The organism is Kineococcus endophyticus (genome assembly GCF_040796495.1).
GTDB classification, from domain to species: domain Bacteria; phylum Actinomycetota; class Actinomycetes; order Actinomycetales; family Kineococcaceae; genus Kineococcus; species Kineococcus endophyticus.
The window spans coordinates 51197-65593 of record NZ_JBFNQN010000014.1; the positions used below are offsets into that span (position 1 = coordinate 51197).

15 protein-coding genes and 1 tRNA gene are annotated in these 14397 nt (G+C 74.2%); 3 read left to right on the forward strand and 13 right to left on the reverse strand.

The genetic code is table 11. The features are described 5' to 3' along the window. Positions 1–12: 12 nt before the first annotated feature. From AB1207_RS19075 to AB1207_RS19100, 6 genes are all read right to left on the reverse strand, one after another. The gene (locus AB1207_RS19075; RefSeq protein WP_367639994.1) at positions 13–360 is read right to left on the reverse strand and encodes a hypothetical protein; all 348 of its coding nucleotides are present in this window, start codon (positions 358–360) and stop codon (positions 13–15) included. A gap of 11 nt (positions 361–371) precedes the next feature. Next, positions 372–1208, reverse strand: a complete 837-nt coding sequence (locus tag AB1207_RS19080; RefSeq protein WP_367639995.1) for a Bax inhibitor-1/YccA family protein — start codon at positions 1206–1208, stop codon at positions 372–374. A gap of 92 nt (positions 1209–1300) precedes the next feature. Then, positions 1301–1384 (reverse strand) — tRNA-Leu (locus tag AB1207_RS19085). Between the two features lie 165 nt (positions 1385–1549). Then, entirely contained in the window at positions 1550–2869 is a 1320-nt protein-coding gene (locus tag AB1207_RS19090) for an NAD(P)/FAD-dependent oxidoreductase (RefSeq protein WP_367639996.1), read from the reverse strand. A 9-nt stretch (positions 2870–2878) separates the two neighbouring features. Beyond that, positions 2879–3733, reverse strand: a complete 855-nt coding sequence (locus AB1207_RS19095; protein ID WP_367640118.1) for a uracil-DNA glycosylase — start codon at positions 3731–3733, stop codon at positions 2879–2881. A 26-nt stretch (positions 3734–3759) separates the two neighbouring features. Next, on the reverse strand, positions 3760–4203 hold the full coding sequence (locus AB1207_RS19100) for an SRPBCC family protein (RefSeq protein WP_367639997.1): 444 nt from the start codon (positions 4201–4203) through the stop codon (positions 3760–3762). Positions 4204–4241: 38 nt separating this feature from the next. Here AB1207_RS19100 and AB1207_RS19105 point away from each other — a divergent pair, with 38 nt between their 5' ends. Further along, positions 4242–4604, forward strand: a complete 363-nt coding sequence (locus AB1207_RS19105; RefSeq protein WP_367639998.1) for an MmcQ/YjbR family DNA-binding protein — start codon at positions 4242–4244, stop codon at positions 4602–4604. Here the strand turns inward: AB1207_RS19105 and AB1207_RS19110 are convergent, their stop codons facing one another. The 4 genes from AB1207_RS19110 to eno are packed head-to-tail and all read right to left on the reverse strand — an operon-like array spanning position 4605 to position 8058. Then, positions 4605–5546, reverse strand: coding sequence for a Ppx/GppA phosphatase family protein (locus AB1207_RS19110; RefSeq protein WP_367639999.1), 942 nt, complete (start codon positions 5544–5546; stop codon positions 4605–4607). Beyond that, positions 5543–6061 (reverse strand): DUF501 domain-containing protein, encoded by a 519-nt coding sequence (locus AB1207_RS19115; protein ID WP_367640000.1) that lies wholly within the window; start codon positions 6059–6061, stop codon positions 5543–5545. Before AB1207_RS19115 ends, AB1207_RS19110 begins: the two co-directional genes overlap by 4 nt. A gap of 29 nt (positions 6062–6090) precedes the next feature. Continuing rightward, complete coding sequence (locus tag AB1207_RS19120; RefSeq protein ID WP_367640001.1) at positions 6091–6726, reverse strand: FtsB family cell division protein; 636 nt, start codon at positions 6724–6726, stop codon at positions 6091–6093. 36 nt (positions 6727–6762) lie between these two features. Beyond that, positions 6763–8058 (reverse strand): phosphopyruvate hydratase, encoded by a 1296-nt coding sequence (gene eno, locus AB1207_RS19125; RefSeq protein ID WP_367640002.1) that lies wholly within the window; start codon positions 8056–8058, stop codon positions 6763–6765. A gap of 159 nt (positions 8059–8217) precedes the next feature. Between eno and AB1207_RS19130 the strand changes: the two genes are divergently transcribed. Continuing rightward, positions 8218–8487 carry a hypothetical protein gene (locus AB1207_RS19130; RefSeq protein ID WP_367640003.1) on the forward strand — a complete coding sequence of 90 codons (270 nt, stop codon included), beginning with the start codon at positions 8218–8220 and terminating at the stop codon, positions 8485–8487. 26 nt (positions 8488–8513) lie between these two features. Here the strand turns inward: AB1207_RS19130 and AB1207_RS19135 are convergent, their stop codons facing one another. Together AB1207_RS19135 and AB1207_RS19140 are read right to left on the reverse strand one after the other, a co-directional pair. Beyond that, complete coding sequence (locus AB1207_RS19135; protein WP_367640004.1) at positions 8514–9461, reverse strand: ROK family protein; 948 nt, start codon at positions 9459–9461, stop codon at positions 8514–8516. An 11-nt stretch (positions 9462–9472) separates the two neighbouring features. Beyond that, positions 9473–10135 carry a nucleoside triphosphate pyrophosphohydrolase gene (locus AB1207_RS19140; protein WP_367640005.1) on the reverse strand — a complete coding sequence of 221 codons (663 nt, stop codon included), beginning with the start codon at positions 10133–10135 and terminating at the stop codon, positions 9473–9475. 111 nt (positions 10136–10246) lie between these two features. On the opposite strand from AB1207_RS19140, the gene AB1207_RS19145 reads away from it, so the two are divergent. After that, positions 10247–10759, forward strand: a complete 513-nt coding sequence (locus AB1207_RS19145) for a Uma2 family endonuclease (protein ID WP_367640006.1) — start codon at positions 10247–10249, stop codon at positions 10757–10759. Positions 10760–10762: 3 nt separating this feature from the next. Here AB1207_RS19145 and mfd read toward each other — a convergent pair whose 3' ends face one another. Beyond that, complete coding sequence (gene mfd / locus AB1207_RS19150) at positions 10763–14350, reverse strand: transcription-repair coupling factor (RefSeq protein ID WP_367640007.1); 3588 nt, start codon at positions 14348–14350, stop codon at positions 10763–10765. Positions 14351–14397: the final 47 nt, after the last annotated feature.

Genomic DNA, 14397 nt, shown 5'->3' on the forward strand with positions numbered 1-14397 from the left:
TCATCCCAGGAGCTACAGGGCCCTCCGCACGCGGACGAGCACGTCGTGGGCCGCCTCCAGCGCGGTGGTGTCCCCGCAGCGCAGGACGTCCGCGCCGAGGACCGCGAGCTGGTCCCCGAGGCCGTGCGTCGCCAGCCGCGGCACCGTCCGCCGCGGCCGTCCCTCGGCGTCGGCCGCGAGGTCGGCCAACTCCTGCGCGGCCGCGCGGACGACGTCGGCGGCCGAGGCGTCCTCGCCGGGTCGCGCGCGGTCCAGGCGGGTGAGAGGGAGCCCGCGGATGCGGTCGGTCTGCAGGGCCAGGAGACGCGAGAGCTCGGTGCGCCGGGACTCCGGCGCACCGAGCTCGTCGGTGGTGCTCACGCGACTGGGCGTCAGTCGTTGCCCCGCAGGATGGCGATGAGGCGCAGGATCTCCAGGTACAGCCAGACCAGCGTCACCATGAGGCCGAAGCCCGCGCGCCAGGACTCCTTGACCGGCAGGCCGTTCTTGATGCCCTGCTCGATGTAGTCGAAGTCCAGGACGAGGAACAGCGAGGCCAGGACGACGCCGAAGGCGCTGACGAGGACTGCCAGCGGACCGCCGCCGGAGTAGATGCTCGTACCGCCGAGGAGCGCGAACCCGAGGTTCACGAGGCCGAAGACCAGGTACCCGACACCCGCGATGAGCAGGACCTTGGTGAACTTCGGGCTGTTGCGGATGACGCCCGTCTTGTAGGCGATGAGCATCCCGGCGAACGCCGCCAGCGTGCCGAGGACGGCCTGCTGGACGATCCCGTTGTACAGGGACGCGTAGAACGTCGAGATGGCGCCGACGAACACGCCCTCGAGGGCCGCGTAGGCGAACATGACGCCCGGGCGGACCTTCTTGGACACCTGCGCCCAGATCCCGAGGACCATGGCGACGAGGGCCGGCACGATGACGAGCCCGAACCCGAGGTCGGTGCGCGTCACACCGAGGTACCCGACGCCCGCGCCCACGAGCAGGACGGCGAAGAGCGACGCGGTCCGCAGGACGACGTCGTCGAGGGTCATGCGGCGCGACTGCGCAGCGGTGGCGGACGGCTTCTGGTACCAGTCCTCGAGCGTGCGCGCGGAGGCGTCGGGCGCGTCGACGGGGCGACGCTGCGCCGAGCTGGGCGCGTCGAACGTGGCGTAACCGTTCCGCTTCCACTCGTTGCTGCGCGCGAAGACCGGGTTCTTGCTCTCCATGGCTCCCCTCCGGAGCGGGTGCTGTTGTCCGTGCCAACGCCCCGAACCCTGGAACGGTTCCGGAGTCCGGTCACAGGATCATCACGATGGAGTACCCGGGACGGGGATCGAACCCGCACGCCGCGAACGGCCCGGGGGTTTAAGCCCCGTGCGCCTACCAGTTACGCCACCCGGGCTCACGCCCACCCACCGCGTCGGCCTCATCCTGGCACCCGGCGTGCCGCCGCGGACGGCGCGGGGGTGCAAGCCCCGTGCGCCTACCAGTCACACCACCCGGGCTCACGCCCACCACCGCGTGCCGTCATCCTGCCAGCCGCGGTCGTGCCACCGGGCAGGGGTCGTCAGGACCGGGCCGCGCGCTCGAACTCGGCGAAGGGGTGCGACAGCGCCGTCATCGCCACGGCCTCGCGGTGGAAGAGCGCGGCCTGCACCCAGCCGAGCAGCACCCCGGCCTTGCGGCTCGGGGTCGGCACCTTCGACAGGTGGTAGAGCCGGTGCACCAGCCAGGCCGGGTACCCGCGCACGCGGACCCCCCGCAGCTCGGCGACGCCCTGGTGCAGGCCCAACGAGGCCACGGACCCCACGTCGGCGTGCCGGTACTCGCGGGGCCGTCCGCCGCGCAGCACGGCGAGGACGTTGTCCGCCAGTCGGCGGGCCTGCCGCACGGCGTGCTGGGCGTTCGGTGCGCACGTCGCGCCGGGCCGGGTGAGGTCCGGCACGGCGGCGCTGTCGCCCGCACCCCAGGCGCCCTCGACCCCCTGGACGCGCAGGTCGGCCCCCACCCGCAGCCGGTGGTGCTCGTCGAGGGGCAGGTCGGTCGCCTCCAGCACGGGGTGGGCCTTGACCCCCGCCGTCCACACGACGGTGCCGGCCTCGAAGACCCGCCCGTCGGACAGCACGACGCGACCGCCCGTGCAGGACGTCATGGTCGTGCCGAGCGCCACCTCGATCCCCCGGGAGGCCAGCACGCCCAGGGCGTAGCGCCCGAGCCCCTCCCCGACCTCCGGCAGGATCCGGCCCGTGGCCTCGACGAGGACGAACCGCAGGTCCGCCGCCGTCAGGCCCGGGTGCAGGCGCAGCGCGTAGCGGGCCATGTCCTCGAGCTCCCCGACGGCCTCCACCCCCGCGTACCCGCCGCCGACGAAGACGAAGGTGAGCGCACGCTCCCGCACGGCCGGGTCCGTCGCCGCCTCGGCGAGGTCGAGCGGGCCGAGGACGTGGTTCCTCAGGTGCACGGCCTCCTCGACGGTCTTGAAGCCGACGGCGTGCTCGGCCAGGCCGGGCACAGGGGCCGTCCGCGCCACCGAACCCGGCGCCAGCACGACGACGTCGTAGTCGAGGTCGCGCTCGGCGCCGTCGCCGGTCCGGACGACCGCCCGCCGCTGCGCGTGGTCGAGCCGGACGACGTCCCCGGTCACGACCTCGGCTCCGTCCCCCACGCCGGACAGGCTGCGCCGCAACGAGACGACGACGTTGCGGGCGTCGATCGAGCCGGCGGCCGCCTCGGGCAGGAACGGGTGGTACGTCATGTAGCCGCGGGGGTCCACGACCGTCACGCGCAGGTCGCCGGGCCGGGCCCGGCGCAGGAGCCGCAGCGTCGTGGTGAGCCCGACGTGGCCGCCGCCCACCACGAGGACGCGGGTGGGGGCGGACCGGGGCACGGCCAGAGCCTACGAGCCGGCACCGTGCCGCTCGCGCGGCCCGCGGCCGAGCACGGCGGCCCGGGCGACGACGGCGTCGAGCATGGCCTCGGTGAGCCGTCCCGTGGAGGTGTTCTGCTGGCTGACGTGGTAGCTGCCCAGCAGCCGGACGGGTCCGTGCGGCCCGCCGAGCTCGGCCTCGGCACCGTGGCCGAACCGTGGCTGCGGGCGGGGGACGTGCCACCCGCCGCGGCGGGCCGCCGCCAGCACGCTGGCCCAGGCGAAGGCGCCGAGGGCCAGCACGACCCGCAGGTCGCCCGCGACGAGGGCGAGCTCGGCGTCCAGCCACCCGGCGCAGGTGTCGCGTTCGGCGGGGGACGGCTGGTTGTCCGGGGGCGCGCACCGGACGGGGGCGACGATCCGGGTGTCCAGCAGCTCCAAGCCGTCCGCCGCGTGGACCGACGTCGGCTGGTTCGCCAGGCCGGCCCGGAACAGGGCCCGGACGATCCAGTCGCCGGACCGGTCGCCCGTGAACACCCGTCCGGTGCGGTTCCCGCCGTGCGCCGCGGGGGCCAGTCCCCAGACGAGGACGCGGGGGTCCGCGACCCCCAGGCTGGGGACGGGACGACCCCAGTACGGCTCGGACCGGAACGCCCGCCGCTTCGTGCGCGCCACGTCCTCGCGCCACGTGACGAGTCGCGGGCAGGCGCGGCAGACGCAGGTCCGCGCGGACAGCTCCGCGAGGTCGGTCCGCGCGAGCTCGCGGACGTCCTCGGCCGAGCGCGCCACCGGCGTCCGCGGGGACGACGGGTCCCCCGGCCACCCGGTCCCCGGCGGGACGGGGGACGCGTACGGCTCCCCTGTCCCGGGGTGCTCGGCGGGGATCGTCACGGGGCGGGGTCAGCGGGCGGTCAGCGGGCCACGGCGTCCGCGAGGTTGTCGAGGAGCTCGCCGTAGATGCGGTCCAGCCCGCGGGGGGCGAAGGTGCGCTCGAAGAAGCCGCCGATGCCCGACGCGCCGTTCCACTCGCTCGTCACGACGACCTCGGCCGCGTCCGGTCCGTCGTCCTCCACGCGCCACGTCGTGACGAGCGTGGAGTTCGCGTCGCTCTCCACCAGGGCGTGCCGGTCGGTGGCGCTGACCGTCGCGTGCACGTCGCGGACGCGCTTCTTCGTGGCGTGCAGCTTCCACCGCACCTGCGTGCCCGGTCCCTGCCCGCCCTCGACCACCTCGTAGTCGGTGAACTGCTCGGGCAGGAGGCGGGGCCGCGTGCCGCGGTAGTCGGCCAGTGCGGCGAGGACGCGCGCGGCGGGCGCGTCGATGCGTCGAGTGGTCGTGGCGGTCACGGTGCTCATGCTTCCCACCCTGCCAGAACTGCGGTTGGCTCCACGGCATGGTGACGAGCGGCACGTTGCGCGGCTGGGCGCTCGAGCCCCCCGGGACGCACGAGGAGGAGACGTGGGGCGCGGCGACGTTCCGCGTCGGCGCGAAGATCTTCGTCATCCTCCGCGAGGAGGACGGCACGGCGTCCGTGAAGGCGTCGAAGGCCGACCAGGCCGAGCTCATCGCCGGCGACGGCGGGACGTACGGGATCGCCTCCCACGTCGGCCGCTTCGGCTGGGTGCAGGTGCGGCTCGCGAGCGCCGACCCCGTGGAGCTGCGGTCGGTCGTCCTGGAGGCGTGGCGCCGGACGGCGGGCAAGCGCCTGCAGCTCGCCCTCCCCGACCACCTGCGCGCCCTGCTGCCCCGGCGCTGATCAGAGGGTGCGGGCGAGGGCGACGGCGATGCCGTCGAGGATGTCGTGCTCGCTGGTGACGACCTCGGTGACGCCCGCCCGTCCGGCCACGTGCTCGAGGACGCTCGCCCAGACGAGGGCACCGGCGCCGATGACGTCGACGCGGCCGGGGTGGACGAAGGGCATCGCGGCGCGCTCGGCGCGGGTGGCGTGCAGCAGCCGTTCGCACGCCGCGAGCACCTGCTCCAGCGGCAGCCGGACGCCGTGCAGGCAGCCGGGCACGTACTCGGTGAGGTCGACGGCCGCGGCGGTGAGCGTCGTGACGGACCCGGCGACGCCGACGAGCGTGCGCGTCCGCTCGACGGGGACGTCGCTGCCGGCGAGGACGGCCCGCACGTCGGCACGGGCGGCGGCGACCTCGTCCGGCGTGGGCGGGTCGCCGTGCAGGTGGCGCTCGGTCATCCGGACCGAGCCCATGTCGAGGGACCGGGCCGCGCGGACGACGTCGTCGCCGAGGACGAGCTCGGTGGACCCGCCGCCGAGGTCGACGACGAGGTACGGGGACTCCTCGGGCGCGAGGTCGGCCGTGGCGCCCGCGAAGCTCAGCGCCGCCTCCTCCTCCCCGGTGACGACGTCGGGGTCGACCCCCAGCCGGGTGCGGACGCCTGCGGCGAACTCCTCGCGGTTGGACACGTCCCGCGACGCCGACGTCGCGACGAAGCGGACGGCCTCGGGTGCGTGCCGGGCCACGAGCTCCGCGGCGCGGTCGAGGGCGGCGAAGGTGCGCTCGAGCGCCTCGGGCGCGAACGCGCCGGTGCGGTCGACGCCCTGACCGAGGCGGACGACCTCCATCGTCCGTTCCAGCTCGTGGGCGGCCCCCGTGGCGGGGTCGACGTCGGCGACGAGCAGGCGCAGGGAGTTCGTGCCGCAGTCCACGGCCGCGACGCGACGGACGGCGCTCACGCGTCGGACGGGGTGTGCGGGCAGGTGGCGGGCCAGCCGCCGTCGGCGGCGAGCCGTTCCAGCGTCTCGTCCCCGATGGGGTTGACGCCCGGGCCCGCGGCGAGGGCGTGCCCGACGAGCGCGTGCAGGCACTTCACGCGGGTGGGCATCCCCCCGCAGGAGATCCCGGCGATCTCGGGGACGTCGGCGTCGCCCAGCGCGGCGCGGCGGCGCAGCAGGTCCTCGTGGGCGCGCTGGTAGGCGGCCGCGAGCTCGGGGTCGGCGGCGATCCGGTCGGTCATCTCGCGCATGAGGCCCGACGCCTCGAGGGTGCTGATGGCCCCGGCGGCGACCGGGTCCACGAGGTAGTACGTCGTCGGGAACGGCGTGCCGTCCGGCAGTCGCGGTGCGGTCTCGACGACGTCCGGGCGACCGCAGCGGCAGCGGTGGGCGATGCCGACGACACCGCGCGGGACCCGGCCCAGCCGGCCGGCGATGCTGTCCAGATCGGCCTGGGTGGCGGGGGTCGAGCTCACGGCCTGCCTTCTCGGGGTGCGCTGGGGGGCTAGGGGGTGCTGCTGGAGCTGGTGCCGGACGAGCCGAGACCGGGGGTGACCGGCGGCGGCGCGTCGCCCGGGTTGCCTGCCAACCGCAGCGACTCCCAGACGTTCTCGTACCAGGCGGCCGACGGCTTCGGGACCGTCGTGGCGGCCTGCTGCGGGGACACGGCATCGGCGTCGCTGCTGCCGTCGACGACGTAGGGCACCTCGCCGGGCATGACGTACCGCAGCCGCTCACGGGCCTGGACGATCACGTACGCGTCGTCGTTCCAGCGGGCCTGCTCGGCCTTCGCGGCCGCGAGGTCGTCCTGCTGCTGGGCGATCTGGGCGTTGAGCCGGCCGATCTCCGAGCGCTGCTCCAGCCACTTCTGCAGGCTGGGGACGAGGAAGATCGCCAGCAGCAGGACGACGGCCGACAGCACGAGGACGCGCGGTCCGCGGGTGCGCCGACGTTCGGCCGGGCTCATCGTCGCGGCGCTGCGGCCACGGGCCGCCGGCGCCGGGCGCGACCCGTTGCGGGCCGTGCTGCCGGGGCCGCGTCCCGCCGCCGGGCGCGCGCTCTGCCGGGGTGCGCCACCGCGCCCCGCAGCCCCCGCCGAGCGGGAGGGGCTGCGGGGCGCAGTCGGACGTCGCGTCGCCATGGGGTCCAGCTTCTCCCGGAGGCGTCGATCGAGCGGTCAGGCGCGCCCGGTGAAACCGGCCGAGCGCGGGAACGCCTTGGCGCCGGCGTAGCGGGCCGCGTCGTCCAGCTCCTCCTCGATGCGCAGGAGCTGGTTGTACTTCGCGACGCGCTCGGAGCGCGCCGGGGCGCCGGTCTTGATCTGGCCCGAACCCACCGCGACGGCGAGGTCGGCGATCGTCGTGTCCTCGGTCTCACCCGAGCGGTGGCTCATCATCGTGGTGAAACCGCTGCGGTGGGCCAGGTCCACGGCGTCCAGCGTCTCCGTGAGGGAGCCGATCTGGTTGACCTTGACCAGCATCGAGTTCCCGGCGCCGAGGTCGATGCCCTTCTGCAGGCGCTCGGGGTTGGTGACGAACAGGTCGTCGCCGACGAGCTGCAGCTTGCCGCCCAGGGCGTTGGTGATGTGCACCCAGCCGTCCCAGTCGTCCTCGGACAGCGGGTCCTCGATGGACACCAGCGGGTACTCGGCGACGAGGCCCTCGTAGTAGCCGGTCATCCACTCCGCCGAGCGCTTGGAGCCCTCGAAGTCGTAGCCGCCCTCGCCGAAGAACTCCGTCGCGGCGACGTCGAGCGCCAGCGCGATGTCCGAACCGGGCTGGAAGCCGGCCTTGCCGATGGCCTCGAGGATGAGGTCGAGGGCGTCCTTGTTGCTCGGCAGGTCGGGGGCGAAGCCGCCCTCGTCACCCAGGCCGGTCGCCAGCCCGCGGGACTTCAGCACCGACTTCAGCGCGTGGTACGTCTCGGCGCCCCAGCGCAGCGCCTCGCGGAAGGAGGCCGCGCCGACGGGGGCGATCATGAACTCCTGGATGGCCACACCGGTGTCGGCGTGGGCGCCGCCGTTGACGATGTTCATCATCGGCACGGGCAGGACGTGGGCGTTCGGGCCACCGAGGTAGCGGAACAGCGGCAGGTCGGCGGCCGAGGCGGCCGCCTTCGCGACGGCCAGGGAGACGCCGAGGACGGCGTTGGCGCCGAGGCGGTTCTTGTTCGGGGTGCCGTCCAGGTCGAGCATGACCTGGTCGATGAGGCGCTGCTCGTGGGCGTCGTGGCCGACGAGGGCCGGCCCGACCTCCTCGATGACGGCCTCGACGGCCTGCTCCACACCCTTGCCCAGGTAGCGGCCCTTGTCGCCGTCGCGGCGCTCGTTGGCCTCGTAGGCGCCGGTGGAGGCGCCGGACGGCACCGCCGCCCGCGAGAAGGTCCCGTCGTCGAGCAGGACCTCGACCTCGACGGTGGGGTTGCCGCGCGAGTCAAGGATCTCGCGAGCTCCGACGGCCTCGATGGTGGCCACGCGCACTCCTCGTGCTTCTCGATGTCGTCTCGGGGGTTCGTGCTGGTGGTGCGGCCCGAGCCTAGTCGCCTCTCCCCCCGCGGGAACCACCGCCCGAGGCTGGGCGTCCCCTGAGGAGGAGTCCGGACGACCGGACGGCGAGGCCGGAGGGTGCTGCTCATGAGCGAGGCCGACAACGCGTGGCGCATCGAGGTCGACGGGGTCGAGCACGACGTGGACGTCGACGTCAGCGCGATGACGGGCAAGATCGTCGTCCGGCTGGACGGCAAGGTGCTGGAGGAGGACCGGATCTGGTTCTCCGACAAGGAGATCCGCTTCCCGATCGGCGGCCACGAGGTGCAGGTCGAGGTCGACCTGGCCTACGCCGGCTTCTCGACCCGGTCCGCGCTGCGCCTCGACGGGCGCCACGTGGAGCCGCTGCGGCGCTGACCCCGGGGGCCCGTGGCCCCGCGGGGTCAGCCCGCGAGCTCGGTCCAGCCGAGCCGGCCGGCGCCGACCAGGCCCGACCCGCGCGGCAGGGCCGACGGCGTGATGCGCACGTCGGCCAGGTGCGGGTAGACGGCGAACTCGGCGTAGGCGCGGCGCAGGGGGTCCATGAGCACGTCACCGGCGGAGGCGACGCCGCCGCCCACGACGATGTCGGTGAGGTCGAACAGCGCCGCCGTCGACAGGAACGCCGAGGCCAGGGCGCGCGTCCCGGCCGCGATGACCGCCGTGGCGATGGCGTCGCCGCCGCGCGCGTCGGCGGTGAGCGCCTTGGCGTCGGCCTGCTCCCCCACGCGCCAGCCCTGGGCGTGCGCGGCGCGGACCATGGCGGGGCCGCTGGCGTAGGCCTCCACGACGCCGAACGCCCCGGACCCGGGGAGCAGCTCGCCGTCGAGGACGACGCCGACGTGGCTGATGAACCCCGCGTTGCCGGTCTTGCCGGCGAGGATGCGCCCGTCGAGGACGATGCCGCCGCCGATGCCCGTGGAGACGACGACGCCCATCATCGAGGGCGACCCGGCCGCGGCGCCGATCCACTGCTCGGCGGCGGCGAAGCACTGCCCGTCCTGCGCGAGCGCCGCCCGCACCGGCCGGCCGAGCGCCTGCGTGGCCGCCGCGGCGACGTGGTCGACGAGGGGGAAGCCGCGCAGCGAGACGATGTTGACGGGGTGGACCGTGCCCGTGGTGGTGTCGACGGGACCGGCCGACCCGATGCCGACGACGTCGGCGACCTCGAGGTCGGCGTCGCGCGCGTCGACGAGGACGTCGGTGACGAGGGCGGACAGCGCGGCCCCCACGGCGGCGGCGTCGCGGGAGTCGGTGGGCACCTCGCGGTCGTGGCGCACGGTGCCGTCGTCGGCGACGAGTCCTGCAGCGATCTTGGTGCCACCGATGTCGATGGCCAGCACGTGGGTCACGAGCCGCGACCCTACCGACCGGAGACGTGCTCCGAGGCGGCCTCGGCCCGGCGCGCGTCGACCTCCAGCGCCCGCGTCGCCCCGCGCAGCGCCGCCTCGGGGTCCACGCCCGCGGCGCGGGCGCGGCGGACGAGGGCGAGCAGCTCAGCCCCCACGTGCTCCTCGGTCAGCCCCTCCTCGGGGTCGGCGGGGGTGTCCAACCCGTTGCGCTGCAACCGCCCCAGGACCTTGTCGGCGCGCGCCAGCGCCGGCAGCTGCAGCGGGATGCCGTCCAGGACGCTGTCGCGGCGCTTCTCGGTCGCCTTGATGGCGTCCCACCCGGCCTGCAGGTCCTCGGCGACGGCCTCGCCGGCGAACACGTGCGGGTGGCGCCGCTCCAGCTTCGCGACGAGCGCCGCGGCGACGTCGTCGATGTCGAAGGGCTGCTCGGCGTCCTCCTGGGCGACGCGGGCGTGGAAGACGACCTGCAGCAGCACGTCCCCGAGCTCGTCCCGCAGCTCCTCGCGCGTGCCGTTCTCCACGGCGTCGACGACCTCGTAGCTCTCCTCGACCAGGTAGGGCAGGAGCGAGGCGTGCGTCTGCTGCGCGTCCCACGGGCAGCCGCCGGGCGAGCGGAGCCGGTCCATGACGGCGACGAGGTCGAGGAGCGTGCTGCCGGGCGCCGGGTCGGTCATGGGGCCACGGTACGAGTGCCCCGTCGCGAGCCTGCGCTCCACCATCGGCTCAGGACTCAGGAGGAGGCGAGTGCGATGTCGGTGACCACACCACTGCCCGCTGGCGAGCCCATGACCTGGGACGAGTACGAGGCGATGCCGGATGACCCCCACCGTGAGTACATCGACGGGATGGCTGTCGTGACCCCCGCGCCTGGCCTGCGGCACCAGAGGATCTCCGTCGCACTGGTGACTGGGCTGCGCGAGGTCCTCCCCCCCACGCACGACGCGACGGTGGCGTGGGGCTGGAAACCGGGGAGGGACGAGTTCATCCCCGACGTCCTCGTCTGGGCCCGCGCGGACGAGACGGACGACCGGCGGTTCACCGGCACCCCGGCACTGGTGGTGGAGGTGCTCGCCACCAACCGCCGCGACGATCTCCTGCTCAAGATGACCAAGTACGCCGCCTCCGGCCTGCCCCGCTACTGGATCGTCGACCCTCGCGAGCGCACGCTGTCGGTCCACGTGCTGGACGACAGCGGCGTGTTCCGCGCCGACCGGGTCCTGCGGGACGGCGACCCCGCCGTCCCGCTCGACGTGGGTCCCGCGAGTCTCGTCGTCGATCTCAGAACCCTCCTGCCCTGATGCCTACCGCGCCCCCGCCGCCGCGACGGAGGCGGACTGCTCGAGCAGCACGGCGTTCACGAACTCCGTCGCCCACGACAGCATCTCGGCGTCGCGCAACGGTTTCCCGCCGATGCGCGCCGTCATGGGGGCCGGCACGAGGGCGACGTCGAGGGCGGGTTTGAGGATCGTCCCCGGGTAGAGCCGCTTGAGGCGAAGTTCCCGCGACTCCGGCAGGCTGACCGGCGCGAACCGCACCTGCTTGCCCATGAGCGCGACCTCGCGCAGTCCGCCCTGGCGGGCGGCGATGCGGAACTTCGCGACCTCCAGCAGGTTGAGGACCGGCTGCGGCGGAGTGCCGTAGCGGTCGACGAGCTCGGCGTGCAGCTCGACGAGGTCCTGCGCGGAGTCGGCGGCGGCCAGGCGCCGGTAGGCCTCCAGCCGCAGCCGCTCGGACGGCACGTAGTCGTGCGGCAGGTGCGCGTCGACCGGCAGCTCGATCTTGACCTCGGTGGGTTCGGGTTCGGCGTCCTCGTTCGCCGCGCCGGGGACCTTGTTGCGCACGTCGGCGACGGCGTCGGCCACCATCCGCATGTAGAGGTCGAACCCGACGCCGGCGATGTGGCCCGACTGCTCCCCGCCGAGCATGTTCCCGGCGCCGCGGATCTCGAGGTCCTTCATCGCGACGGCCATGCCCGAGCCGAGGTCGGTGTGCTGGGCGATGGTCGCGAGCCGGTCGTGCGCGGTCTCGGTGAGGGGCTTCTCCGGCGGGAACAGGAAGTAGGCGTAGGCCCGTTCGCGACCACGCCCGACGCGGCCGCGGAGCTGGTGCAGCTGCGACAGCCCCATGGTGTCGGCGCGCTCGACGATGAGGGTGTTGGCGTTGGAGATGTCCAGGCCCGTCTCGACGATCGTCGTGCAGACGAGCACGTCGAAGCGCTTCTCCCAGAAGTCGACGACGACCTGCTCGAGGCGGTGCTCACCCATCTGCCCGTGCGCCGTGGCGATGCGCGCCTCGGGGACGAGTTCCTTGAGGCGGGCCGCCGTGCGCTCGATGGAGGACACGCGGTTGTGGACGTAGAACACCTGGCCCTCGCGCAGGAGTTCGCGCCGGATCGCCGCGGTGACCTGCTTCTCCTCCTGGCCGCCCACGTAGGTCAGGACGGGGTGACGCTCCTCCGGCGGCGTCGCGAGCGTGGACATCTCGCGGATCCCGGTGACCGCCATCTCCAGCGTGCGCGGGATGGGCGTGGCGCTCATGGCGAGCACGTCGACGTTGGTGCGCAACGTCTTCAGCGCCTCCTTGTGCTCGACGCCGAAGCGCTGCTCCTCGTCGACGATCACCAGACCGAGGTCCTTGAACTTCACCTCCCCGGAGATGAGGCGGTGGGTGCCGATGACGACGTCGACGGAACCGTCGGCGAGCCCGGCCATCGTCTCCTTCGCGTCCCCGCCGGGGGTGAACCGCGACAGCGGTTTGACCGACACCGGGAACTGCGCGTACCGCTCGGCGAACGTCTTGAAGTGCTGCTGCACGAGCAGCGTCGTGGGCACGAGGACGGCGACCTGCTTGCCGTCCTGGACGGCCTTGAACGCGGCGCGCAGGGCGATCTCCGTCTTGCCGTACCCGACGTCACCGCAGATCAGCCGGTCCATCGGGATCGGCTTCATCATGTCGGCCTTGACCTCGTCGATGCTGGCCAGCTGGTCCGGCGTCTCGACGTAGGGGAAGGCGTCCTCCAGCTCGCGCTGCCAGGGGGTGTCGCCACCGAACTGGTACCCCTTGGTCGCCATCCGCGCGGAGTACAGGCGGATGAGGTCGCCGGCGATCTCCTTGACCGCCTTGCGCGCCTTGCTCTTGGTCTTGGCCCAGTCCGAGCCGCCCATCTTCGACAGCGTCGGCGCCTCGCCCCCGGTGTACCGGGTGACCTGGTCCAGGGTGTCGGTCGGCACGAACAACCGGTCCCCCGGCTGCCCGCGCTTGCTGGCGGCGTACTCCAGCACGAGGTACTCGCGCGTGGCGCCCTGGATGGTGCGCTGGACCATCTCGACGAACCGCCCGATGCCGTGCTGCTCGTGCACGACGAAGTCGCCGGGGCGCAGCGAGAGCGGGTCGACGGCGTTGCGGCGACGGCGCGGGGCCATGCGCCGCATGTCCTTCGTCGACTGCCCACCCACGCCGGTGATGTCCGACTCGGTGACGAGCGCGGCCTTCAGGGCCTCGGCGACGAACCCGTGCTCGACGCTGGCGGTCGTCACCGTGACGACCGCGGGCGCGGGCTCCTCCACGAGGTCGTCGACGAGCCGGGCGGGGACGTCCTCGCCCGAGAGCATCTCCACGAGGCGCTTGGCGGGCCCCTGGCCCTCGGTCGTCACGACGATGCGCCAGCCGGCGGAGGCCAGGTCGCGCAGCTCGTGCAGCGCCTTCTCCGTCTCGCCCCGGTACCCGGCGACGTCCCGCGCCCTGACGCGCAGGATGCGCACGTCCTCGAGGTCGCGCAGCTCCTCGTCCTCCACCAGGGAGGTGATGGACCACCACGGCCGGCCCGTCACCTCGGCGTGGGCGCGCACCTCGGCCAGGGAGGCGAACGAGGAGGCGCCGAGGTCGACGGGCGTCTGGCCCCCGTTGGCGGCGTTCATCCACGCGGCGTCCAGGAACTCCGCGCCCGTCGCGACCAGGTCGTGGGCACGGGCGCGGACCTTCTCCGGGTCGGCCAGGACGACGTGGGTGCCGGCGGGCAGCACGTCCAGCAGCGGTTCCATGCCGTCGACGAGGGCGGGCGCGAGCGACTCCATGCCCTCGACCGCGATGCCCTCGGCCAGCTTGGCCAGGACGTCGGCCGCGCCGGGCAGCGTCGCCTGCAGGGCGCGGGCGCGCTCGCGCACCTCCTCGGTCAGCAGCAGCTCGCGGCACGGGGGCGCCCACACGCCGTCGGGTTCCTTCTCCAGCGAGCGCTGGTCGGCCACCGAGAAGGAGCGGACCTCCTCGACCTCGTCGCCGAAGAACTCCACCCGCAGCGGGTGCGGGCGCGTGGGCGGGAAGACGTCGAGGATGCCGCCGCGCACGGCGAACTCGCCGCGGCGCTCGACCATGTCCACGCGCGTGTAGGCCGCGGCCGCGAGCGCCGCGACGGTGGCGTCCAGGCCCACCTCGTCGCCCGGCCGCAGGCGGACGGGCTCGAGGTCGGCCAGGCCCTTCACCAGCGGCTGCAGGACGGCGCGCACCGGTGCCACGACCACCCGCACCTCCCCCGCCGTCGGGTCGTCGGGCGAGGGGTGGGCCAGGCGCCGCAGCACCGACAGGCGCTGGGCGACCGTGTCGCTGCGCGGGGAGAGCCGCTCGTGCGGCAGCGTCTCCCAGGCCGGGAACTCCGCCACGTGGTCGTGCGGGAGGTAGCAGCGCAGCCACGTCGCCATGTCCTCGGCCTCGCGCCCCGTGGCGGTGACGACGAGCAGGGGGCGCTCGGCGGCGAAGGCCGCCACGAGCGCGGGGCGCACACCCAGCGGCGCGACGACGTCCAGAGCGCTGCTGCCGCCCTCGTGGGCGGTCTGGACGGCCGCGCGGACGGCGGGTTCGGTGCGCAGGACGTCGAGCAGGCCGGTGAGGCTCACGAACACTCCGGGGTCGGATCGGGCGGTGCGTCCAGCCTACGACCGCC

Bases quoted from the DNA above. Each gene is read 5' to 3' on its own strand.
- AB1207_RS19080 (WP_367639995.1), bottom strand. From the start codon at position 1,208: ATGGAGAGCAAGAACCCGGTCTTCGCGCGCAGCAACGAGTGGAAGCGG.
- AB1207_RS19100 (WP_367639997.1), bottom strand. From the start codon at position 4,203: ATGAGCACCGTGACCGCCACGACCACTCGACGCATCGACGCGCCCGCC.
- AB1207_RS19105 (WP_367639998.1), top strand. From the start codon at position 4,242: ATGGTGACGAGCGGCACGTTGCGCGGCTGGGCGCTCGAGCCCCCCGGG.
- AB1207_RS19120 (WP_367640001.1), bottom strand. From the start codon at position 6,726: ATGGCGACGCGACGTCCGACTGCGCCCCGCAGCCCCTCCCGCTCGGCG.
- AB1207_RS19130 (WP_367640003.1), top strand. From the start codon at position 8,218: ATGAGCGAGGCCGACAACGCGTGGCGCATCGAGGTCGACGGGGTCGAG.
- AB1207_RS19140 (WP_367640005.1), bottom strand. From the start codon at position 10,135: ATGACCGACCCGGCGCCCGGCAGCACGCTCCTCGACCTCGTCGCCGTC.
- AB1207_RS19145 (WP_367640006.1), top strand. From the start codon at position 10,247: ATGACCTGGGACGAGTACGAGGCGATGCCGGATGACCCCCACCGTGAG.